The organism is Sphingobacterium multivorum, assembly GCF_039511225.1.
Lineage (GTDB): Bacteria > Bacteroidota > Bacteroidia > Sphingobacteriales > Sphingobacteriaceae > Sphingobacterium.
In genome coordinates this window covers 4,065,468-4,091,100 of sequence record NZ_CP154261.1, presented here as the reverse complement: position 1 = coordinate 4,091,100, position 25,633 = coordinate 4,065,468, and the positions used below count along the sequence as shown (strand labels likewise).

15 protein-coding genes are annotated in these 25,633 nt (G+C 41.3%); 14 read left to right on the top strand and 1 reads right to left on the bottom strand.

Annotation, left to right across the window (positions count from 1 at the left end):
* Positions 1-30 precede the first annotated feature (30 nt).
* From AAH582_RS17180 to AAH582_RS17150, 7 genes are all read left to right on the top strand, one after another.
* Positions 31-1,860 (top strand): RagB/SusD family nutrient uptake outer membrane protein, encoded by a 1,830-nt coding sequence (locus tag AAH582_RS17180; RefSeq protein WP_343319040.1) that lies wholly within the window; start codon positions 31-33, stop codon positions 1,858-1,860.
* 61 nt (positions 1,861-1,921) lie between these two features.
* Positions 1,922-4,828 carry a hypothetical protein gene (locus tag AAH582_RS17175; protein ID WP_343319039.1) on the top strand — a complete coding sequence of 969 codons (2,907 nt, stop codon included), beginning with the start codon at positions 1,922-1,924 and terminating at the stop codon, positions 4,826-4,828.
* 387 nt (positions 4,829-5,215) lie between these two features.
* A complete protein-coding gene (locus tag AAH582_RS17170; RefSeq protein WP_343319037.1) occupies positions 5,216-5,788 on the top strand; it encodes an RNA polymerase sigma-70 factor in 573 nt (190 codons plus the stop codon).
* 34 nt (positions 5,789-5,822) lie between these two features.
* On the top strand, positions 5,823-6,722 hold the full coding sequence (locus tag AAH582_RS17165) for an aldo/keto reductase (RefSeq protein WP_343319035.1): 900 nt from the start codon (positions 5,823-5,825) through the stop codon (positions 6,720-6,722).
* The gene (locus AAH582_RS17160) at positions 6,715-7,887 is read left to right on the top strand and encodes an enolase C-terminal domain-like protein (protein ID WP_046675335.1); all 1,173 of its coding nucleotides are present in this window, start codon (positions 6,715-6,717) and stop codon (positions 7,885-7,887) included. Before AAH582_RS17165 ends, AAH582_RS17160 begins: the two co-directional genes overlap by 8 nt.
* A 22-nt stretch (positions 7,888-7,909) precedes the next feature.
* Entirely contained in the window at positions 7,910-9,469 is a 1,560-nt protein-coding gene (locus AAH582_RS17155; RefSeq protein ID WP_343319032.1) for an SLC5 family protein, read from the top strand.
* Between the two features lie 100 nt (positions 9,470-9,569).
* Positions 9,570-10,001, top strand: coding sequence for an L-rhamnose mutarotase (locus tag AAH582_RS17150; RefSeq protein WP_084823247.1), 432 nt, complete (start codon positions 9,570-9,572; stop codon positions 9,999-10,001).
* On the opposite strand, the gene AAH582_RS17145 is transcribed toward AAH582_RS17150, so the two are convergent.
* The gene (locus AAH582_RS17145; protein ID WP_053003845.1) at positions 9,988-10,869 is read right to left on the bottom strand and encodes an AraC family transcriptional regulator; all 882 of its coding nucleotides are present in this window, start codon (positions 10,867-10,869) and stop codon (positions 9,988-9,990) included. The two genes, AAH582_RS17150 and AAH582_RS17145, sit on opposite strands and share 14 nt — an antisense overlap.
* 442 nt (positions 10,870-11,311) lie before the next feature.
* Between AAH582_RS17145 and AAH582_RS17140 the strand changes: the two genes are divergently transcribed.
* The 7 genes from AAH582_RS17140 to AAH582_RS17110 all read left to right on the top strand — a co-directional run bounded on the left by AAH582_RS17140 (position 11,312) and on the right by AAH582_RS17110 (position 25,407).
* Entirely contained in the window at positions 11,312-13,540 is a 2,229-nt protein-coding gene (locus AAH582_RS17140; RefSeq protein ID WP_343319029.1) for a hypothetical protein, read from the top strand.
* 40 nt (positions 13,541-13,580) lie between these two features.
* Positions 13,581-15,860, top strand: a complete 2,280-nt coding sequence (locus AAH582_RS17135) for a hypothetical protein (protein ID WP_343319027.1) — start codon at positions 13,581-13,583, stop codon at positions 15,858-15,860.
* A gap of 26 nt (positions 15,861-15,886) precedes the next feature.
* Positions 15,887-17,815 (top strand): right-handed parallel beta-helix repeat-containing protein, encoded by a 1,929-nt coding sequence (locus AAH582_RS17130; RefSeq protein WP_343319026.1) that lies wholly within the window; start codon positions 15,887-15,889, stop codon positions 17,813-17,815.
* Positions 17,808-20,216, top strand: coding sequence for a family 20 glycosylhydrolase (locus AAH582_RS17125; RefSeq protein WP_343319024.1), 2,409 nt, complete (start codon positions 17,808-17,810; stop codon positions 20,214-20,216). The genes AAH582_RS17130 and AAH582_RS17125 overlap by 8 nt, the downstream gene beginning before the upstream one ends.
* Before the next feature lie 128 nt (positions 20,217-20,344).
* A complete protein-coding gene (locus AAH582_RS17120) occupies positions 20,345-21,640 on the top strand; it encodes a family 43 glycosylhydrolase (protein ID WP_343319022.1) in 1,296 nt (431 codons plus the stop codon).
* A 150-nt stretch (positions 21,641-21,790) separates the two neighbouring features.
* On the top strand, positions 21,791-23,236 hold the full coding sequence (locus tag AAH582_RS17115) for a glycosyltransferase family 2 protein (protein ID WP_343319020.1): 1,446 nt from the start codon (positions 21,791-21,793) through the stop codon (positions 23,234-23,236).
* 26 nt (positions 23,237-23,262) lie between these two features.
* The gene (locus tag AAH582_RS17110) at positions 23,263-25,407 is read left to right on the top strand and encodes a right-handed parallel beta-helix repeat-containing protein (RefSeq protein WP_343319018.1); all 2,145 of its coding nucleotides are present in this window, start codon (positions 23,263-23,265) and stop codon (positions 25,405-25,407) included.
* Positions 25,408-25,633 lie beyond the last annotated feature (226 nt).

Genomic DNA, 25,633 nt, shown 5'->3' with positions numbered 1-25,633 from the left:
AATTAGTGGTTAATTATAAATCAAATAAGTATGAAATTTCAACAAATTAAAATAGGTGGTTTTCTATGTGCCGTATTATTTTCCTTAGCGGGATGTAAAGACACATTGGATGTTGATCGTATTGGTGCGATTACACCTGAAAATATGTGGAGCAATCCTGATTTTATTAAATATTATGTGAACGACTTCTATAAAATATTACCTGCTTGGAACCAGATGTCGGATTTAACGGAAGAAGCAGCTTCCAAAACACTTTCAAGCGTTTTAAGAGGGATTAATGCGAGCAGTGATGACTACCCAGGTCGTGAATGGCCTTATGCTTCACTACGTTCCATTAATGTTTTTTTACAAAATATTGAATCATCAAACGCGGGGCTAACTGCTGAAGAAAAGGCCTACATGACTGGTCAAGCACATTTCTTTCGGGCCATGCTGTATTTTAAAATGGTGAAGGTCATGGGTGGAGTACCTATTATTACGGACGTATTGAATCCAACTGACGACTTGGAAACACTGCAAAAATCAAGAAACTCAACAAAGGAGTGTTTCGATTTTATCGTTAGCGAATTGGATCAAGCAATTGCCTCGCTCCCGGTAAAAGGTACAGCAAGCTATGAGAACAGTCGAATCAACAAAGCTGCAGCAATGGCTTATAAAGGTGAAGTGTTGTTGTGGAAAGCGAGTCCTTTGTTCTGCAAGGTCAAAAATAATAACTATTGGGAAGATGCTTATAAGGCCCTAAATGATGCAAAAGTAGAGCTGGATAAAGAAGGATATGGTCTTTATCGAACAAATGCAGCAAATACAATGGATAATTATTGGTATGATAAACCGGGAGCGGCAACGGAAAATATTATTTTCGTAGAATATAAGTATCCTGCTAAATCAAATGGACATCAACAGAGCCAACGTCCCCTATCAACATCCAGTGGCTCGGCAGGCGGAAATGAACCTACTTGGGAATTGGTAAAGGCGTTTCCAATGAAAAATGGTAAAGATATTCAGGATCCGAGTTCGGGCTATCAGGCTACCCTGTTTTGGAAAAATCGTGACCCTAGATTTTATACAACGATTGTTTATAATGGGGCTACCTATGGAATAGGAAATGATAAAACTCGGCATCAGTGGATATTCAATAGTGTTAACGAGGATGGTTACCTTGGAAATGGCTACAATAATAGTGGGTTTTATTCACGTAAGGCTATCGATACGACATTAAATCAAACCGTTTGGTCCCAACAGGCATTTGATTGGCCGGTGCTGCGTTATACCGAGGTATTGATGAACCTAGCAGAGGCCGCTAATGAATTGGATAGCAAGAGAGGTACGGTATTGTCCTTATTGACACCTATTCGCGATCGTGTTGGTATTGTGGCCGGTACAGATGGGCGTTTTGGTTTTGGAGAGGATGTAGGTGCAAATTATGCGAGTACCTTGAAAGCAATCATGGCAGAACGATTAATAGAATTCGCTTATGAAGGCAAGCGTTTTATGGATCTGCGCAGAAGAAGGATGTTTGCGGAGCTCGATAGTTATGGTACTTTTCATGCCTATGGTCCTTACCTGGATAAGGCTGCTGCTGTAGCATTGAAGATTGGAATAACCGCAGATATGTCTACCAGTGATATTATGAAACAATTGAATATTTATCTTTCCAGCCCTAATGCAAAAGCTGATGAAGTTTTAAAAACGATCTTTCAGTTCAAACAAGATAAAATCGATGTTAATCCTGATGCTAAAATAGCTGTTCCGGAACGGAACTATTTTGCGCCATTAAAACAAGATTGGATCAAAAAGAACCCGAAACTTAAACAGAATACTGGTTGGGATAATGGCGATTTTAATCCGGTTATTCAGTAAATAATAGCTCGAGATAGCGTTGGATTTTCAACGCTATCTTTTAAAAAAATATCGATTATCTATGAGAGCAATAGTAAAAATTGACAGAATAGTATGTTTAGTCTTCTTTCTAATTTGGAACCTTAACAACGTAATTTCGCAGCAAGTCAGCTGGTCCCAAGAGGAAGTTAAAGGGCTGAATAGCGACCCGCATCAGAAGAAAATAGGAGGGTATCCTTATGAGATGGAAGGGCGAACGGAAGTACGCCAACCGCTTGTGGATTTCGAAGATTGCAGCAGGTGGAAAGTACGGACGTATAACACTCAAGCGGCGCTATATCGGACAGAGGAACAGCGTGTCATCGGTCAGCATAGTGGTAAGGTTTTGTACAAAACGTCAAATAAATCTGCAGGATTTCGTGTAGAATTGACCCAGCCTATTGTTTTTAAAAAAGAATGGGATTGCATCAACTTCTGGAATTATGGTGATCATTGGTTATGGGAAAACAGTGGTCCTGCAATGACGCATGCAGCGATTGTAAAAGATGCAAAAGGAAAGGAAATTGTCATTCCTTTTATGCAAGAGTGGTTGTGGCGAAATATGAATTATAAATATTGGTTTTTAAATCATATTAAGTTAAATGACAGTATTGCACGGCCAATTACCTTAGTTGGTTTGGAATTTAAGGGCGATGGCACGCAGCCAAATCAGGAAAATAACATTTTTCTTGGACCACTTTACGGTTACCAGGAAATTTTAAAACCCGTCAAGTACAAAACCCTACCTGAAAAGTTACCTTTCCCTGTGAGGAAAGAGACGATCTTACCGACCAATAAAACAAAGGAGTTTAGCAATACCCTACGTAAAGAAGGGAATACCTATATCTTTTCGTATACCGGTAAAGATGCTATGTTGGATTATAAGATGGTACCTACCTCACCGATGGCTGAAATTAACCTGATTTCAGGAGATCAAACGAAGGTGATCAATGCCGGTGCAGACCTCATTTTTGAATACGAGAATAAAGTAGCTTGGACAGTGTTGGATCAAACGATCGCTAACAATCAGTTACAGGTTCGTTACCGGGCTCGATCCAAAGAGGGGGAGGTTAAATTTTTGTGTAAATATGAAATTAATCAGAAATCCTTTATTGTTACTATTGAAGAATTGGCAGCGCAGGGGCGAGTAGCAGAAATTCGATTGGGGAGGACAGATAAAGCCAGTGCGGGAAAATTGGTAGATATTCCTTTTCTGTCTTACAATCCTTTTGCAAATGATTCGTATACTGCCGATCGACCTAGTTTATTGGCTGTTGATAATCTATTTTTCTTTACTATGTTTGATTGGTATTATAGTAATGCTTCGGTGCTTTATGCTGGTCAGAAAGGAATTGAAGGCGGCTTGGCGGCATATAACGGTGGCGCCAGATATTATCCACTCAATAATAAAAAGCGGAATCCTGTGCGTGAACGTTTATTTTATAATGTCTCACCCGATGTACAGGAAGTATTTCCGACAATTGATAACCCGGCATCGCCAATGCGTTCCAATCAAGCGAATCGATTATGGGCTATTAATGGCGGAAGTGACTTGGTTAAACTGGCTGATTTTGTGACTGACCTGCGTAGTAAGGGACTGGAGCATGTTAGTATACGTTATCATGAAGAGTTTTGGCGTGAAGGGGGGGAAAGCTTTACTTTTCGGACTAAACCGAATCCAACATTAGGGGTGAAGAAAATTCGGGATTTTGTAAAGTTTGTTCAACAGCAGGACTGGCGAATAGGGCTCTATACCAATTACATGGATTTAGCACCTGTCAATGCCCTCTGGAATGAAGATTGGGTTCGTATCAGCCATAAAGATTTTGGTTGGGGACCGGCCTGGTGTCGAAACTATGCACCCAAACCTGCCGTAGGGTATGAGCAGCAAGCCATCCTGGCACCACAGATACATAAGACCTTTGGAACCAATTTTTCCTACTGTGATGTTGCTACTTGTATTTCGCCGATGGATCGAGTCGACTATGATTATCGCGTACCTGGAGCAGGCAAGTTTCGGTCTACTATTGACTATATTGGGATGACCTTATTAAATGAAAGAAGAGCTTATCAAGGCCCTGTGTATTCAGAAGGAGGTGTTCACTTCTTTTACGCCGGCCTATTGGATGGAAATTATGCCTGGGTAGACCGTAGCCTCCCTATATTTCCTGATTTTCAGCTGCTAAAAATAAATCCACTGGAAATGGACGCTATTGCCAATGTATCTGGATACGAATATTTGGCCTATGCGTATGCTTTCGGTAGTATCGGTATGCTTTCCGAGGGGGCTGATGCCGTGATGCGCTATGCATTTATGCAACCTTTTCAGGAAAAATACATCATGGAACCGGTAAAGGATATCGCTTATTTTGACAATGGACAATTTTTAAGCTCTTCTGAGGCTGTTAAAAAAGATCTGATTAAGTCACCTAAGCTCAAAGTAACTTATGGTACCAAACTTGAACTCTATAGCAACTTTTCGGATAGCGAATGGACGGTTGAAGTTGGTGGACGCACCTATTGCTTACCAAAGTATGGCGTTTTAGCTTATTCTCCAAATGAGAATCTTTTCGCTGTCTCTGCACTGAATAAGGAAGCAAAGGAAAGTAAACGGATTGATAAAGTCTATTCGAATGAATTGTATTATTTGAATACCAACGGAGAAATAGTGACTGAACCTTTGGGAGGAAAAGGTTGCTATATGGTAAAAAAAGAAAAATTTGGTTGGGAGGTTATTCCAGTGACGAACCTGGAAAAAGTGGATATTGACTGTAAACTTTTAGGTTTTTCTGGCACTATTGGATTAGACGTAGAAGCTGTAGATAAAAATGGGCAGGTGATTGAGACAATCAATACACATCCATTCAAGAATACGATTTCCTTTAACCACGACAACAGAGCTTTCAAGTATCGTATATGTCCTGTAACGCGATTCGCTGAAAATAACTAAGCTAATGCTGTACTGTTTACAATTCTATCACAAAGGACAGTTTTTAAATCTGTCCTTTGTTGTATTGATAAAAATACTATTCTCGTAAGACCACTTGAATGATTATTTTAAACCTTTGGGCGCATAAGTATGCTGGACCTTGACTAAATTCGGATTTTCGAGCCGACAGAGACCGCACCAACTCGCCTAAAAATCGATCAGGCATATACAATCCCCGAATTGCTGCCAAAGCATAAAACCGTCCGCTACGCTAGTCTATTTGAGAATTTTTAATTGAATCGTCAAATAATATGATAAGCTGTGATTTGCACCTGCAAATAAAACACCAATAATGGTCAAATTTGACCTAGTTGTATAGCTGGCATATTTGAAACTTTACATAAATAAATGGGATTTTATATTTCCTATGGCCTTAGTTATGTAATGAAGCAGATAGCACAACATTTTGATCAATTATTTAAAGAATATCACCAGCGGTCTTTTCTATTCGCAAAGTCTTTTGTCCATATTGATGCCGTAGCGGAGGATATCACCGCCGATGCGTTATTAGCAACTTGGGAACGGATGCAAGCGGAGACGCTCTTGTCTCCTAAGTGCTTTCTTTTACGGGTTATAAAAAATAAAGCGCTGGATTATTTGAAACACCAGCGGATCCATAGACAATTGATCGAACCCCTGGATAACTGGGATGAATGGGAATTGCAGCTTCGTATAGACAGCTTAAGCGAAATCAATGAAGAGCGGGTTTTCCTCCAGGAAATTAAGACAATAACGCAGCAGACACTCGATGCAATGCCCTTAAAGACACGGGCGGTATTTGAGTTGAGTCGACAGCAATATATCAGTGGTAAAGATATCGCCGAGCAACTGGGGATTTCGCTTAAAGGTGTGGAGTATCATATCACAAAAGCACTTAAGGTATTGACCATTAATCTTAAAGATTATATGGTTGCTTCTTAGTAATTTAGATGCTATAAATTTTGACTGAAATAAAATGCACAATCCGGGAATAGATAAAATAATATTGGGCACTGCAGGCTTGGGTGGTGTTTGGGGAGCCGTAGAACCCGAGGAGTCCATTCAAGCTATACATGAGGCTTTATCCTATGGAATCTGTGCATTAGATACGGCCGCAGCTTACGGCGATGCGGAATACTTTGTGGGACAGGCTTTATTGCAATGGAATGGTACAAAACCGGCCATTAGTACGAAAGTAGGACGATTAAAAAGCTATGTGGCAACCGAAGCGCGGTATGATTATTCCACTGCTGGTATGCAGCGAAGTGTGGAGGAGAGTTTAAAGACATTGGGGTTGGCGCAAGTAGATGTGCTGTTTTTGCATGAACCTGCTGTCTTGACGGCTGATATTGTGGGGCGAGTGGTCTCGGATATGCAGTGTTTTAAGGAGCAAGGGCTGGCCAAAAAGATTGGAATAGGAGGGAACCCTCCAAGCTGGTTTATGCCATACCTGATCGAAGGACAATTCGATGTGCTTATGGAATACAATACATTAAACGCATGTAACATAGCGGCACTTCATAGCTCTATCCCAATCTGTGAGCAGAAGGGAATGGAATACTATGCCGCGAGCCCGCTAAATATGGGGCTATTGGGACGTAAATTTCAAGATTTTTCCCTGCTAGTGCCCGAGTGGTTGGATGTGCTGACGGTTGAACAGGCAAAACGAATACAGTCTATTGCGGAACGATATAACCTATCGCTGGATGTATTAGCTTTACAATTTTTATTGAATATTGATGCTCCCTTTAAAATGGTCATAGGCGCCGCCAATCAGCGCGAACTGCATCGTTCTCTCAACGCAATCAACCAAGGCATATTGCCAAAAGATATTTATAACGAAATCCTCCACACGTTAATGATAATAGATGAATAGTATAGATCTGGAAACCTTTAATATCCAAAAAATCAGTATCCGGGTGTTGGCACCCGTCGCAACAATAACTCCTTTCCAGGACGCAACCATGGGACCTTTTCCGAGCTTTGGTCTATCGATCATCCGTATTGAAGATGCCGAGGGGTTTGTCGGTGAAGCACCCGTGTATAATAGTTATACCAATATTTTGGAGACCTGCCTATTTCCGATATTATTTCATTGCGAAGGCATGTCTTATCAGGAATTTTTTCCTAAGCTGTATTGGTCCATTCGAAATGAAGGCTTCAAGGGGGCGGCGTCGGCGCTACTAGGGCAGGTCGATATGGCTTTACACGATCTGGCGGCTAAACGAAGTGGACTGCCTTTGTACCGTTATATTGGCGGAAATCGCAACACCGTGAAGATTTATGGAAGTGGCGGCGGCACCAATTATACGCTGCAAGAATTGGAAAAGGAAGTCGCACTCTTTTTGAATGCTGGAGTGGACTGCTATAAGATGAAGATCGGAAAAGATTTTGGGACAAATATAGCTACCGATATTGAACGTGTGAAACATGTACGCAAACTGGCGGGAAAAGATATGCAGATCGCTGTGGATGTCAATCAGATCTGGTCTTGCGAACAAGTGTTTAGATTTCTGGATGCCATTGGTGAAAAAGAATTAGCCTGGCTCGAGGAACCGATACATTCTGCGGCATATGATCAAATTGAAGAGCTTTGTAAGCGGACAACCGTTCCAGTTGCTTATGGTGAATCCGAGCGCACATCCAAGATATTTCCCATGTTGGCCAACTGTGGAGTAAAACACTTACAGCCTGTTCCGACACAATTCGGGGGAATAAAGGAATGGATGGAAGTACGAGATTTATGTACCAGTCGCAATTTGCAGCTTTCTTCTGGTGGTTATTCTTTATATTCGAGCTTTTTAATGACTACGGCCAGTGAAAGGGGGATGATCGAGTACCTATATTCCTTGATGTATGGTTTAGAAAAGTATTTCTTGATTAAACCATCATTGGAAAAAGGACATTTTCATTTACCTGAATCAGAAGGATTACCTGTTCGGATCAATTGGGAGTATTGTTTGAAAGAAAATAAAATAATAAGGGAACAGGTCTGGATGAAAGCAGATGTTCCTGGATATAATCCGCTGGTTAGTATGTAATACAGAAAAAACAAACCTGATCATGAACTTAACATTTAATTACATTGACTATTTGGTTTTAATAGCATACGCGTTGGTTCTTTTGTATGTGGGGTTTCGTTTTTCCAGGAGAGAGAAAAATCAGCAGGACATATTTCTTGGTGGGCGTTCTCTGAAATGGTGGCAGATTGGTTTTTCCATTTTTGGTGCCAATGCTGGACCCACGATGTTGATCGGATTTGCAAGTATTGGTTTTTCTCATGGGATAGTCGCCAGCAACTTCGAATTGTTGGCTTGGATCTTTTTGATGCTGTTGGCTATGGTGTTCTTGCCTTATTATCTGAAAGCCAAGATTAGTACAATTCCCCAGTTTCTATTGATTCGCTTCGGTAAAAGATCATACAATTTCCTGATCGTGTATAGCCTTATTTCCATTTTGGTTGTTTGGCTGGGGAGTGCCTTGTATGCTGGAGGATTGCTTATATCAGGGATATTTGGTTGTCAGTTGTTTACAGCAATCTTAATAATCGGTGCCATCGCAACCAGTTTTACGGCAATTGGAGGATTGAAGGCTGTGGTTCGTACCGGGGTTTTCCAGTCTGTAATCATTATCATATCGTCGATTATACTGACCTTCTTGGGCTTTCAAAAGATCGGCCAGCTCGAAACGTTGATCAGTCAGACACCAGCGTCGTACTGGAAGTTATTTTTGCCGGCTTCCAATCCCGAATATTCGTGGGTAGGTATTGTTTTGGGATACCCTGTAGTGGCCATATATTATTGGTGTGCCGATCAGACGATCGTACAGAAGGTGCTGGCAGCGAAAGATTTAAAAGAAGGACAATATGGTGCCTTATTTATTGGGGCACTTAAGATTATTATGCCGATTATATTTATTCTGCCCGGCATCATGTGCTTTGTATTGTTCAAAGATACCGCACCAGACAATGCCTATATTACCATGATCAAACAATTGATGCCTCACGGTCTACTGGGATTAAGTATTGCGGCATTGATTGCGTCGCTCGTGGATACCGTATCATCGAGTTTAAACTCATTCTGTGCGGTGTTTACATTGGATGTTGTCCAGCAGTTTAAAGTACTGGATAGTAATCAGCAAAGGCGGATGGGGAAATGGGTGACTGTCTTAGTCGCATTGGCAGGTATTGCGATCGCGATGCTGTTTTCTTATTCCGGAAAAGGATTTTTTGATCTCACACAGGGTTTAGTTTCGATTCTTGCTCCACCATTGGCGGTGGTCTTTCTGTGGGGAGTCATCTGGCGCGGAATCAATAGTACGGCCGCAGAGGTTGTGCTATATGGTGGCGGTTTGATCTGTTTGATACTGGGTATTTGCCATGTAATGAATTATCCTTATCAAGGGTACTGGCCTCATTTTTTAATGCTTTCTTTTTATATTTTTGTAGCCTTGAGCGTGGTCGTTGTCGCCGTGTCTTTCCTGACTAAATCCAAGGAGCATTCGGAAATACCGACCCTGTTTGACCGAACGCCTAGTTGCGAGTCTGGTCAATCTCGATCAGTTTGGCTGACCTGGGCAGGATTGGCGATCGTTATGATCATGATCTATATTTATTTTAATTGACGTCATCCATCAATAATTTCATCAGTCAATGATTAGGCATAGCGATGGGATGATTCAATAGCATATAGCTCATTTAATGAAAAATTAAACGAAAATAAAGATGAAATTGCTTGTTCGCCTGCTAATACTATGTAGTTCGGTGCTATTTGTGATGTGTAAAGGGGAGAAAGCACCCTCCCATTTACCAGATTATGAAGAGCATGTATTTGTGGTCAATATTGTAGACAATCCAGAAAAACTAAAGGAATACCTGGCCTATCACGATCGGGTATGGCCTGAGGTTGAGGCCGGGTTTAAAAAAGCAGGTTATCAGCAGATTGCATTGTATCGGTTTGATAAATTAATTGTTATGACGGTTAGGGTTCCGATAGGAGCCGATCTCGATAAAATGGGTAAAGAAGCCGAGGCTTACAGTCCAAAATGTGCAGAATGGAATGTACGTATGAATGCCTACCAACAAGGTGTGCGCGGAACGGAAGCAGGACAAAAATGGGCCGAAACGAAGCTTTTTTATGAGTTTAAACACAACTAGCCTCGGGGGTCCGATACTGCTTTAGAAAGTCACGAGGCGAACTGCCTTTTACGTCTTTAAAATGCTTGTTGAAATTGGAAATGTTATTGTAACCGCTTTTGAAACAGGTCTCTGTGATATTGTATTTTCCTTCCAATAATAATTTGGCTGCATGACCAATACGTATTTCCTTGATAAAATCCACCAAGGTTCTATTGGTTTGCATTTTGAAGAATCGGCAAAAGGCAGATGAAGACATGGGTACAATTGAAGCGACATCCTGTAGTGTAATATCCTCTCTAAAATGTTTGAATATGTAGTCGAAAACCCGGTTGATCCGATTGGCATCATTTGAATTTTCGATAATATTGAACGATGGTGAGGATAAAGTCCTGTATGAACTTGATAAGGCCAATTTATCCAAAAGTTGTAACATCAATACAGCACGAGACAACCCTGAAGTAGACAACATCTGGTTAAGGATTTCTTTCGCCTCTCTAACAATGGGACCAGAAAATAAGACACCTTTTGCAGCATTGATAAACAATTGATTGAGCAGGATTGCTTCAGGCTTGGTTAGCAGATCTTTCCCTAGAAAATCAGGATAAAAGTGGACGATGGAGGCTTTAGCTGGTTTATCTCTATCAATGGTATTGTAATATTGCCAACAATGCGGTAGGTAACTACCCAATAAAACCAATTCGTCACCTTCAAAATCTTCAATATGGTCTCCTATAAACCGTTTTCCCATGCAGTTTTCCAATAAAGCAATCTCAAAGTTAAGATGCGACTTTAAAGAAGTGTATTTTTTGATCTCCAGTTCTTCACTACGGACCGTAAATGATTGATCTGGTGGGAAAGTAAAGTTTTCATAAATATGCTGCATCATAGTATTAGGATAATGATGGTGAAAATTAATGTATAATAGCAACCGGTTGCATTACTCAGTTAAAGATAAGAAAAAAAATATGAAAGTGTAAAATTTGAAAATCTTGCTTGTAAAATATTTAATGCAAAAAAACATCACAATAGGGCAAATTATTGGTGGTTATCCCTATTTATTATATTGAAATTTATTCCTGCCATCAATTATGACGAATAGCGATGCATAATAATCAAGTTTACCTTTGTAAATGTGGGAACCGTTAGAAAGAAGAATGAAAGGAAATTCAAAAATTGAACAGAATTCGGAGTAAGGTGGAACTTTGATCCTTTAAAATAATAAGTTGGTTTATTTATAGTGTAATTTAGTGTTAAAGTGGTGAAAGTTGGGCCGTGTATACGGTCCAACTCTTCGGTAAGATTGAAAGAAAAGTAAAAATAATAGACGAATGAAAAAGATAGTAGGAAGTTTTCTACTCTGTGCATTAGCGCTAAATAGTTTTTCGCAAGACTGGCTCCCCCAAAAGCGGGATAAAAATGTGCTGTTCAGATTGCTGGATTGCCAATATGAAGGAGCAAAATTGGTACACAGTTCGACAATAGAAGGGCGTTCGGATAATTGGGACGTCAAGCAGGAGGTTTTGCAAAAAAAGGGAGCGAATGAGGTGACCTACCGATTTACCTTTAAGGCGAAAAGAGCGATGAAGGATGTTGGGGTAGCAGTCGCTTTTGATGCTTATAATTGGTCGAGTGACAATTTTGTGATGATTCCTGCGGTTGTTTATAATGGCAATCGTCAACGCATCGTTAACCGGGAATATGCAACGGGTTTGGACAAAACGGATTATTATCGAAAAGATTTAGCGCTTACCTCCAATCCGATTCCACAGCTTTCACCCGAATTTGGGGCCAATTCCCAGCTGGAAGTTAATATCAGCAATACCAGTACACCCTTGATGGCTTACTTGGACAGAAAGCAACAGCAGGGTGTTTTCCTGTTTACCGATCAGGGAATAACCTGGAAAAATGAGGTGAAAGATCATGCACTCATTATCGAAGAAAGTAGAGATCGGCGCTTGGCCAGTTTTGTCGTCAGTGCTCCTGGTGTACGGTCTCGGAAACCTGAATTTATTGGCTTTAGTGAAAGTCCTGATCGTGGGATAAGTGTCGTTCCAGGTGATGAATTACAGATTCGTGTGACAAGAATTGTGTTTCCAGCAATGGATGTGCCGCAACTCTATGCACACTTTATGCAAGAACGAAAACTTCATGTCAAGGAAACTGCGCCCCGCAATCTGATGCCCATGAGTGAGGTTTTTACACGTATGGCAAAAAATATTGATGAACGTTATTATACAAAAGACAATATTGGGTTTTACTGTCCCGAAAATGCCGATTGGATGTCCTACGGCTGGGTTGGCGGATTGATCAATACGTATCCTATGCTTGCTATGGCAGATAAAGTGCATTTTGACAGGGTAAGCCATACCTTCAATTTTGCTTTACCGCGAGGCCGTGGAGCAAGTAGCTATTATTACGATGTGCTTGGCGCAGACGGTCGGGTCATTTATCGTGATGGAGCAAAGCTAAATCCAGGGATCGGTTTGACCCGTAAAAATGCCGATGTGCTATACTGGATGGTCAAGCAGTTTATGCTGTTGAAAAAGCAGGGTAAATCTGCTCTGATCGATAGTACATGGGAAAATAAAGTCAAACAACTTGCAGATGCCTTCGTGAAAACCTGGCAGGAAGAGGGAACTTGGGGGAATTACCTAGCGATTGAATCGGGTAAAATTGCGGCTTATAACACGACAGGTGGGGCCATGGCCGTTGCAGGGCTGACTTTAGCAGCTTCTTATTTTCATCATGATCATTACCTTGCTGTGGCAAAAGAGGCCGCCAAAAAGTATTATGACGAGTTTGCACTAGTAGGTTTTACTTCAGGTGCCTGTGGTGATATTTTGCAAAATGCAGACTCAGAGACCGCAATAGCGTTAACGACTTCGCTGATGACTCTTTTTGAACAAACTGGCGATCGTAAGTACCTCGAGCAAGCAAAAAACTTAGCCAATTATACAGCTTCATGGACAGTGTCTTTTCCTTATCAGCTGCCCGAAAATACAGCCTTAGCAAAATTGGGGGCTAATCTAACGGGGGCAGTTTGGGCGAGTACACAAAATAAACACGGGGCGCCAGGATTCTGTACACAGTCTGGTGATGTTTTATTTAAACTCTTTCGGGAAACCGGTACAAGCTTGTATGCTGATCTGATACGCGATGTGATCCACGCACATGCCGAAGGCATTCAACCCAATGGTAAGATCACTGAGCGTTTGACTTATTGCGATGCTGATAGTCGAGGCTCACGTGGGGATGGCGGTAAAACAGGCTGGAACGAAACAAATGGAGCACTGATGGCCTTGGAAATACCGGGCGTTTATGTCCGCAAGGACAAAGCAACAGCCTATGCTTTTGATCATATTCTAGTTAAAACTGTCAAGAAAACCAGTCAGGGACTCGCTGTAACACTTCATAATCCAACCGCTTACGATGCAAATGTGAGCATACTGGCGGAGGATGCCGCTGAAGCAGCTCGACCTTTAGGTGAGAATGCCTTTTGGGACTGGAATAAAAAGGTCAATATTAAAGCAGGCGATACAGTCGTAGTTGTGCTATAGTGCGGATGCAAAAGGTATACTATGTTAAAATCTAAAACAAATGAAATTTTTAAAAACTAGCTTGTTATTTCTTGGGTTGACAGCTTTGTCAACAATGGGGTATAGCCAAACAACATTAAAAACCAATTATTTTAAGATCGTTGTTGACCAAAAAGGTTATATCACGAGCATGCAGAATATTACAAAGAAATCGAACCGGGAATTTAGCCCGGCAGATAAACCTTCTCCTTTGATGGTTCTGTATAATGCAAAGAAAAGGGTATACAGCTATCCAGAACAAGCAAATTATTCCGCTACGGATAAAATCATGACCTTGCGCTATCCCAACGGTTCTACAGCACGCATCAGTATCTTGCCGCAGGCAAAGTACTTTAAGATGAAGCTCCTTTCACTGACAAATTCGAAGGAAATTGAAGCCATACAGTGGGGTTCGTATCATACAAACATCACGAATTTATTGGGTGAGATCATTGGTGTGAGCCGTGATACAAGTGAAGCTGTCAATTATGCAATAGGCATGCTGGCGTTAAACGACAATACGTTGGGCGGTACCGCAGATATTCAAGGTGACGCGGCTCCTTTCCAATATATTATCCACTCACCAGATGCGTCACGTTTTCCCTTACCAAATGATCTGCATGAAGGACAGGTTTTCACATTGGGGGGCAACGGTATCAGCGATGTCGCTTTTTATGCGCACAAAGAACCCTACTACAGGATTATGTATGGGAATGCAGCTGAGGTCGATAAAAATGGACGAATTTCAATTACTTATCAATCTCGGGATCGCAGAAGCCCGCGGGAAGTTTATTATTCGTTAATTCCCAATATGCCTTCTAATAAACCCAACCATCTGCAGGTTCAACCCTTACCTGGAGTTGACTACATCGGCTCTTCCATTGCATTTTGGGGTAGCCCAGATAGTACGGCCTTGCTAGATGTGGTACAGGATATTGTCCTGAAAGAAGGTTTACCACATCCAACCGTTAATGGAAAATGGATTAAAGATCCAGCGGCTTTTGTACCGGATGTGCTGACAGAAGGAAATCTATACGACAATATGATCGCTTATGCAGACCGACTTGGATTCAAGGCAATCAGTTTATACGATCAAGGATTTTTACGGCCTGATCGCGGTAATGCGGGTTATATTGACGGTAAAAACTTCGAACGTAAACCCCTGAAGTTCTCCGATGGTAAAGCGCTTTCTCATAAGGAATATGCAGCGTTGGCAGCCAAGCACAATTTGGTTATCGGTCGTACACCGATCACAAATGCCTTGGCTCCGGGTACAAAAGATGCGAGTCCCGTTCCAAGTGACAGTATTTGGTATCAGCAAAAACGTTTGCTAGCTAAGGCAATCAATCCCACGGATACACTAATTTATGTTGATGACCCGACGCATTTGGAGGAAATCGGCAGCTGGGAAGGGCACGTCAAGAGTTTAAATATAATTAAAATTGGTAAGGAACTGATTCATTATCTCGGGGTGAGTGACACGAAGCCGTATCGTCTGCTGAATGTAAAACGTGGTTACTGGGATAGCAAGGCGACAGCTCATCAGGCTTTAGATACACTCTATAAATTGCAGGTAACCATCAACTACGGTTATGATGGCTTAATTCCGAATATGCAGTTGCAGGATGAAATTGCGGCTTACTATGCCGATGTCTGTGCCATAAATGGTTTGGGATATTACGATTTTGATGGACAGGAATTCTTGTTTAACAATGGGCATGGCTATTATTCGGCAAAACGTTTTTTCCGTAAAATGTTTGATCGGGCGAAACAGCATAGGCTAGCTGACATTCGTTTTACAGGTGCAACTTTGTCTGAAGGCTCATGGCATTACCAAAGTATATGGAATGTAGGTGGCGGTAAAAATCTATATGATGCCGAGACACGGGAGTGGGGTAGCGCAACAAGTCAGGGGAAAGATTTAAGAGATGTCTGTCAGGCCAATTTCTTCCCCGTAGGAATGGGCGGAAATTTTCCGATTACCGAAAAGTCCACTGTAGAAGAGTACGAACATATCCAGGCAATGTCCGTAGGTACCGGATCGACCTATAGCCTAAAGCTGAATCAAAAACAGGTAGAGAGCTGTCCACAGAAAGACGCTATTTTCAAGGTGATTCGTACCTGGGAAAATGCCCGTGCAGCGAGTGCTTTCCCAAGCTGGGTGAAAAAACAATTGGTTGATCCTACACAAAGCTTCAGACTGGAGGAATTGGATAAAGATCGCTGGAATTTGTATCGTTTAAATAAAGATGGCTCGGATAAGAAACTCTTAACAACATTGAGAAGAGCTAAAGGATATTAAGCTTAAATAGCACTAAACTGAATAAAATGAAAGTGACCTCTTTCTTAACATGTGTTTTCCTTTTAGGGACAATGACTCTGTCAGCACAAACCAAAGCAAAGCCAACAGAATATCATGTTGCTGTGGTGGGAGATGATGGGCAGACCGGTACGCAGACGAGACCACTGCGTACCATTATGGCGGCGGCTAAGCTTGCGATGCCGGGTGATATCATTATCGTTCACAAGGGGGTATACCGCGAAAGTATCATTCCACCGCGCGGTGGCCTCTCGGCACAACAGCCCATTACCTATCGCGCCGCAAAAGGTGAAAAGGTGGTTGTCAAAGGGTCGGAAGAAGTAAAGGGCTGGAAGCTATTGCATGACGATATTTGGCAGTTGGAGCTGCCTAATTCTTTCTTTGGTACCTTCAATCCCTATGCGGAGGAAATTCGTGGCGACTGGTTTTGGCCGACACCCAAAGAACGGAAATATCACCGTGGTGCTGTCTATCTCCATGGTCATTGGCTGATGGAAGCATCTTCCAAGGAGCAGTTATTGGCCGATCATTCCCAAAAAGGAGGATGGTGGGCTTCGGTTGATGGCGAAAAGACGTCTATATGGGCGCGGTTCCCACAGGTTGATCCGAATCAGGAACAGGTAGAAATCAATGTACGGCCTCGGGTCTTCTATCCCGATCGCCCATTTGTCAATTATATCACTGTGGATGGATTTGTGATGGAACAGGCGGCGACCAATTGGGCACCCCCAACGGCCGAACAGGAAGGACTTCTGGGAACACATTGGAGTAAGGGATGGCGTATTGTCAACAATACCATACAGTACTCGAAATGTGTAGGGATAGCCTTAGGGAAATACGGGGATGCATTCGACAATAAGGATACCGAATCAGCTGAAGGTTACGTTGAAACCATAAAACGAGCCTTGGCTTTTGGTTGGAATAAAGATAGTGTAGGTGGTCATTATGTAGGGAATAATAAGATAGCCTATTGCGAACAGGCAGGAATTGTGGGGAGTATGGGCTGCTCTTTTAGTACGATCGAAAAAAATACAATTCATGATATACACATCGAACGTTTGTTTACGGGAGCAGAGATGGCAGGAATTAAGTTTCATGGCGCTGTTGATGTCAGTATCAGAAATAACCGTATCTTTCGTACAGACAAAGGAATCTGGCTGGACTGGATGGCCCAAGGTGCACAAATTATGAACAATTTGCTTTATCAGAATGATCTTGATGTATTCCTGGAAGTAACACATGGACCCGCATTAGTAACCAATAATATCATGCTTTCCAAAAAGAGTCTGTTAATGAACGCACAAGGGGCTGCTTTTGCTCATAATCTCTTTGCAGGAAAAATAGATGTAGTTGCTTATGATAGTCGATTGACGCCGTATCTGAAACCTCATGCGACTGGAATTGCTGCATTAAAGGATAATCCCGGTGGTGACGTACAGTTTGTCAACAATATTTTTGCGAAAGGAGCTGATATCAGTGACTATAGTAATGCCTATCTACCCGTATTGCTCAATGGAAATGTTTACCTAAAAGGCAGTGTAGGAATTTCAACCTATAAAAACAATGCGCGCATGGGCGAGGTGCATGCTGATGCCGAGCAACGCATGAAAGCATATACCAGTAAAGGTGCGGTTGAAAAAAATGCATTGATCGATACCAATGAAGTTACTGCTGCCAATCTAGTCGAAAAACAGGGCCGGGTCTATTTGGATTTCCCATTCCGGACAAAATGGCTGCAGCAAAAGAGGGCTTTGGTCACTTCAAGATCATTGCAGCCTACTGTGATCTCAAACTTACCATTTGATGATCGTAATGGACAGTATTTGCAGATTGACCGGGACTTTTTCGATAAACCCCGAAAACACACAAATCCAACTCCAGGTCCATTTGAATACACTGGGAAGAAGGAAGAAAAAATAACATTGATTTATGAATAGAGATCTAATAATAAAATTAAAATCGGGGATGCTGTTGAGCATCCTTTTTTGCGTTTTGTCTGGATATGGACAAGAACAGTTGGATAGTGCAACGGTTGCAAAATTAACACCTGCTTTCCTGCATATCAATGGCAATAAACCAACGATTGGCATTCCGGAGATCGAGGGCTATAAAGTCAATTTAATCGGTTCAGATAATAAAGTAATAATCGATCTGAAAGGAAACATTTCGTCGCCTTTGGTGGATAAGAAAGTGAATTTATTATTCAAGGTTACCAGACTGTCCGATGCAGCCTATGCCGAAATACCGGTGAAAGATATTGATGTCAAGGGACGTTATCAAGGAACGGGTACCGGTGAAGTGCCTTTTGTGATTCCATCGCTCCGGGAGTGGCATGGACAAGAGGGGTATTATACTTTAAATAAAGCGACAGCGATCATTGTATCGGATAAAGATAAGGATGCTAGACAGGTAGCCGAATTGCTTCAAGATGATATTCGTAAGATGTTTGGGCTTCAGTTGATCGTTAAGACAGGAACACCCAAAAAAGGGGATATTTTTATTGCGGCTTCTGGAGCTGAGGAATTGGGTGAAGAAGGTTATGCACTTCATATTGATGATGTCTTTACAATCAAGGCGAAGCATTATAAAGGAAAGGTATTTGCAACGAGAACGTTACTCCAGTTGTTGGACCGCGACCGAACAGCTTTACGCATTCCAAAAGGTGATTCTAGGGATTATCCAACCTATGAGGTTCGGGGATTTGTTATCGATGTGGCCAGAAAGTTTTTTACCATAGATTTCTTGAATGACTATGTGGAGATTCTTTCCTATTATAAATTATCAGATTTCCATATTCATCTGACAGATAATGGTTTTCATAAGTTCTTTAACTTCGATTGGGACAGTACCTACGCGGCCTTTCGTTTAGAAAATGAGCGCTATCCCAACCTTACTTCCAAGGATGGACATTATACCAAAGCGGAATTTATAAACCTCCAAAAGAAAGCATTACGTTACGGTGTTACGATTATCCCTGAGATTGATGTGCCAGCACATTCTTTGGCGATCTCACATGCTATTCCCGAAGTTGGAAGTAAGAAGTTTGGTATGGATCATTTAGATTTAGACAATCCAAAAACTTACGAAGTTGTTAAAAATATTTTCGACGAATATACACAAGGAGCTCAGCCTGTTTTTATTGGAGAGGAAGTGCATGTTGGGACAGATGAGTACGATAAAAAGGAAGCCGAACCCTTTCGTAAGTTTACCGATTTTGTGTTTAAGACTGTTCAGGACAATGGGAAAAAAGTACGTGCTTGGGGCTCGTTAACTCATGCGCAGGGGAAAACACCTGTACGCGTGAAAGATGTTACCTTAAATATGTGGTATAATGGTTACGCGGATCCTTTAGAAATGAAAAAGTTAGGCTATGCTCAGATTAGTACACCAGATGGTTATCTGTACATTGTACCTGCCGCAGGTTACTATTATGACTATTTAAATACCGATTACCTATATAATAATTGGAGCCCAAGAAATATAGGGAAAGTCACTTTTGAAAAAGGTGATCCCATCCTCCGAGGCGGAAGTTTTGCGGTATGGAATGATGTAGTCGGAAATGGGGTGTCACAAAAAGATGTACACAATCGCGTGTTTCCGGGGATTCAGGTTCTTGCCGAGAAAATGTGGACGGCAGAAGACCAGCACCTTAGCCTTTACACCTTTAACCAGAAACGTCAGGATGTACGGGAGGCACCGGGACTAAATCTAAGAGGGTATTATAAAACAGCATTACCATTATTTGGTTACTTTGATTTTGAGTCCCAGTCCAACAATAAAGTCAATAATGAATGGAAAAAAGCAGAAGGTACACATGTTGATTATGTCGCAGGTGTAACAGGTAAAGGATTGCATTTTAACAGCGAGACGAGCGTACTTAAAATGCCGATTGATGAGATCGGTGAGCAATATACTGTCTCGTTTTGGATCAAGCCAGAAAAGGAATTAAAGGGAAATCTTTTTGTGTCTAAGAACGCGACAATATCAGCCAATGAACAGGGCTTGGGATTTGATCGAGATGGATATCATTATGATTTCGACTGTAAGCTGCCGGTAGACGAATGGTCCTTTGTTACGGTAATTGCCGATGGGGTAGGTACACAATTTTATTGCAATGGCGAACTGGTTAAAGATATGAAACCCTTTGATGTGGTCAAGCCTTATAAGGATAAAAACGACAAAGAGGTAAAATTCAGGAAAATACAGACCTTAGTATTTCCATTGGCAGAGATCAAACTGAAACATGCCGTGCTCGATGAACTTAAAATATATAATAAAAAGCTATCAGCACAGGAAATCAGAAGTGAATATTGGATGGTGAAAGGAAACGGGAAATGATTTGGAGGACGAGGAACTACCGTAGATGGACTGCTGGTATTCTGATCGGAATAATTTCCTATGGTTTCACGAGCTGCAATAGCATATCAAGTGTACCTAGGTCTAGGACGATTCAAACGACAAAAAGAATGTTGAATCCGATTGCACCACCGGGAGTATATATTGCCGATCCGGAAGTCCGAAAGATGCCCAATGGTAAAATCTATTTATACGGTTCAAAGGATGATCTTGGGAATGCCTATTGTTCGACAGCTTACAATGTCCTTTCTACCGACAATCTGGTGGAATGGAATAACGAACAGACTTCATTTGCTACAGTGGGGATAGGAAAACAAGCTAACTATACCAATCAAATTTTGTATGCACCAGATTGTATAGAACATGATGGGAAATACTATTTGTACTATTGTCTTGCCGGCGGAGGAGAGGATGAGGGAGTTGCGGTTTCGGATAGTCCTTACGGACCTTTTAAAGATGGCCAGATCATGAAAGATATGCGGGGAATTGATCCTTCTGTTTTTGTTGATGATGATGGTCAGGCTTATATCTTTTGGGGACAGGGTTATGCGAAAGGAGCGAAGCTAGGGAAAGATATGAAAGAGATTGTAGGTACGGCAAAGGATAGTTTATTGACTTACGAAACACATAAATTTAACGAAGGAAGTTCAGTAAGAAAACGCAATGGGATTTATTATTATGTTTTTGCAAGCCATGCGAGGCATGGTGAGAGCAACTGCGCTACATTAAGTTATGCTACCTCAACTTCTCCGCTTGGACCTTATACCTATAGAGGGGTCATTATTGATAATTGGGGCAGTGGTAGGAACCTCGTTAATAATCACGGTTGTATAGAAGAAATTAATGGACAGTGGTATGTCTTTTACCATCGTCCAACACATGGAAGTCAGACCATGCGCAAAGCATGTTTGGAGCCGATTTTCTTTGCAAAAGATGGCACGATTGCGGAAGTTGAAATGACGACACAAGGGGCCGGTGGGCTTATTGATCCTACTAGCCGGATGGACGCAGCAAGGGCCTGTTTGATGCAGGGAAATGTAGCTGTTCATGTCCGTCGTCCAGCTAATGACATTCCAGTAGAATTTTTAAAAGGTTTCCATGATGGTGATTTTGCTGTTTGGAGATATTTTGATTTTACCCGCAAGGACCTGAAGCAATTTACCTGTAAAACCTGGGGAAATACACAAGATGCGAAAATTGAAATTCGCATTGATGGTATCAACGGTAAGTTATTGGGAACAGTAGTTATTGCATCGCAGCAGGGGGAGACACAATATGCAATCCATACCACTGCTGTAGCGAACATAACAGGTACTCATGCAATTTATCTTGTGGTTCGTGGGAAAGAAGATGAAGCCAAACCAAAGGAGTTACTGAATCTTGAATGGTTTGAGTTTAGCCATTAATTGAAGGAGGAAATGAAATAATTTTGCGGGGTTATGTGGTAAAATAGCATCGATCTTTGGTAAGATATTGGTTGTTATTAGACTATAGTCTATGGTTATTTAGCGAGAGAAAAAGAGTTTTATTTTTAGATATAACCATTAGACTATTTTATGAGAAAAAAAGCTAAGTTGGCAATGGAAACCTTACAGGTGGAAATTCAGCACATGATGTCTACGAATCGAAGTAAGCTTTTGGGCAAGTTCTATGTGGGGGAGAATGATTGGATAGTTCAAGCCATAGTGACCTTTGCCAAGAAATCATATTATGATACTATTTCAGATGATCATGTTTGCATGGAACTAAAACGCGAGCAGTCTGATTGCTCCAAAATAGCCTCTGAAAAACTACAATGTATAGAACCTGAACACCATGAAGGCATAGATCATGAGAACTATACCTCAGCCAATGTAAATGCCAGCAATTTCATGATCTGGCATAGGTATCCGTCGAAAGGTTCTATTCCGTTTTGGGGTAAGACAGTAAGTGCAATCAATGATCCGGCTAGTTCCAATACGATCAACTACAGCTATCCAGGCTGTAAATTCTCCATAGAAGGCATGATAAAGCAGACCATCTGTTTATTGGAAAATCTAAGGACGACTAGAAGTACGATTGAAATTCTAAACGAAACTGCTTCCCGGCCGTTGGTGTCAATTGTCCTACCTTGTTTTAATGCAGAAAGATTTCTGCCGGATTGCTTGGAAAGCATCTTTTCTCAGACCTATCCTGATTTTGAATTAATTGCTATTGATGACGGATCATCAGATGCAACAAAAGCAATCCTAAAAAAACAAACTGATCAGCGGCTGATTATTGTTTCGAATACATCAAATAGAGGGATCACTAAGAGTTTGAATAGTGGAATAGAGCTTTCAAAAGGAAAATATATCGCACGGATGGATGCCGATGATATCATGCATCCAGATCGTTTGAAAAAACAGGTTTCCTTTTTTGAAAGCACTTCGGGGGAACATGTTGCCGCTGTGGGATCTGATCATTACATCATCGATCAAAATGGAAAACTGGTTGGATTAAAACAATATTCTTGTATGTCAGATGAAATAGAATTTATTTCTTTATTCGGAAATCCGGTTGCGCACAGTTCGGTCATGTTTCGGAGTGAGGTTATCAAGAATACAAAGTACAGAGACAACTATCCTCTGAATGAGGATTATGCACTGTCGGTAAAACTTTTAAAAACAGAAGATTTTGTCAATATTCCTGAATCTTTGATGTATTGTAGAGCTCATAAAAGTAACTTTTCCTTGAAAAATAGTAAGGTTCGAAAAGAGAGCGTTGCCAATTTATTGTCCGATGAGTTAGAGTCGCTGTCTGTCGAGCTAAATACAGATGAACTCAAGCAGTTACTTGCCATTGGTTTTGGAATGGGAAATATTTATTTTAATGATAGGGAAAAACTAAGTTCGTTAGAACTTCTAATAGCGCATATTGTCAAGACAAAACAAGACACGAAAATAAACAGAACCTATTCGAAGAAATTTTCGAATGCTATAAGAACTTATGTTAAAGAAAACCTCTGTGGACTTTATCGATAAGAGTCCATTCTATGATAAAACCTGATATGAAAAAGATTATACTAGTAACAATCTCCATATTATTTATACCTGTTGTATTGCTTGCCAATGAAACTGTATGGCTATCCCCCAAAGGGAGTGACACAAGTGATGGGACAAAGGCTGCACCCTATTACTCGTTGAATAAAGCGATAAAGGGTAGGCTAGAAAGCCGGAGCGAAAATGATACTTTATTCGTCAATGTGTTGGCCGGAAATTATTATATGGACCGACCTTTTGAAATCGAGCAGCCGTCTCGTCGTCCTATTGTTATTCGAGGTTATGATGCTGAAAATAAGCCTCGTTTTATTGGGGGTATAGCGATAAAAGGCTGGCAAAAATATGATGATAAGTTGTATCGGATACGCATACCGGAAGTCGTCCACTATGGTCTGACTATAGAGCAACTCTTTGTGAATGGTAAACGCGCTATTTTGGCTCGTACCCCGAATGTTGATTGGTATACGGTGAAAAATGCTGTCGAAACCAATTTTGTAAGCGGAGTACGTTTTGCAAATTATGCCGTACAACGCATTGATTTTAAAAGGGAAGACTGGAACGAAATAAGGCAGTTAAAACACGCGGGTTTTGCAGATCTAAAATTTAGATTCTATCACAAATGGGATGTCACCATAAAGAAGCCTGAATATACCAGTCCGGATTCCGCATTTATTTATATGGGCGGTAAAGGAATGCACCCCTGGAATCCGATACAGGCCGGTAGTCGTTATGTCATGTATGACTACAGGGCAGCATTGGATGCGCCAGGTGAATGGTATTTGGATAGGAATACAGGGTACCTCTATTACATGCCATTGGCTGGGGAGAATATGGATACGGCCGAGACACTGATACCTACGTTGGAACAATTAGTTGTGTTTAAGGGGAATGAAAATGACGCGATCAAACATATAACATTTGAAAATATTTCTTTTCAAGCGACCAAATACCAGATACCTCCAATGGGAGAGGATCCCATGCAAGCAGCAGCATTGACCAAAGCCGCATTGTCTTTTGATTTTTCTGAAAATATTTCCTTGATAAACTGTGAAGTGCTCCATACTGGGGCATATGCTATTTGGTTAGGACGAGAATGCCATTATAATCGAGTAGAGCACTGTTATCTGGCTGATTTAGGTGCGGGTGGAATCAAAATTGGTGTACCCTTTTTCCGGCCGGGTAACCAAAAAGTCAGTAGTTTCAATTTAATTCATAACAACATTATTATGCAGGCAGGTCGTGAACTGCCCTGTGGAATTGGAGTTGCTATTTTTCATAGCAGTGATAATCAGATAACACATAATGAAATCGCCGACTTGTATTATTCTGGTGTCTCAGTCGGTTGGACTTGGGGATATAATGATGATCCAAATAGTTGGACACACCATGTGAACGAAAAAGGCGAACCTGAATTTCATAAAACGAAGTTAATAAGCCCGGCTGTGAGAAATGTCGTCTCCTACAACCATATTCATCATATTGGTTGGGGGGAACTATCTGATATGGGAGCGGTGTATACGCTTGGAGAATCTAAGGGGACCAAAATAACGCATAATGTCATTCATGATGTGTTGTCTTATGACTATGGGGGATGGGGACTTTACACAGATGAAGGTTCAACAGGTGTAGAAATGAGCAATAACCTGGTCTATCGATGCAAAAGTGGCGGTTTTCATCAACACTACGGCCGAGAAAATAAGATTGAAAATAACATCTTTGCTTTTGGCCATTATTATCAAGCGCAGTATACGCGTGCGGAACCACATCAGTCTTTTAGTTTTAAACACAATATAATTCTGCAAGACAGCGGGGAGACCTTGGCCGGAGCTTGGGAAAAAGGATCTTTGGCCATTGATTCAAATCTGTATTGGCATCTCAATGGGGTACCTCAGTTTGTTGGGAAATACACATTGCAGGATTGGAAGAAATTAAAAGAGCCACATTCCATATGTGCCGATCCACTTTTTAAAAATCCGCTTTCTGACGATTTTTCATTTTCATCTAAAAAAGCTATCCGCAAGATTGCATTCAAACCGTTTGACTATACAAAAGCGGGTATTTACGGCGATTCTGCTTGGCTAATGAAAGGACGATTGAGCGATGAGACGCTCGATGAGTTTAAGAAAAGGGTAGCTTTAAGGTCTAATAAATAAGTTATAGCTAAGCTTCATTATTTGTTCGGACCATGCTCGTCATAAATTCGTCTCATGTTCGCCCCATTTTTTCAAAAGCTCTTCATTTTCTTTATAGATTCCCTACCTATCGTAAGGGAATGAGTAGGGAATCTGTAGGCGCACGGTGGGCAAAAGCTGAAAGGAGGACGAATCGCTTATGAGCTTGTCTCGAAGAATTGGCAACGATGTCATTTATAGAAGTAGG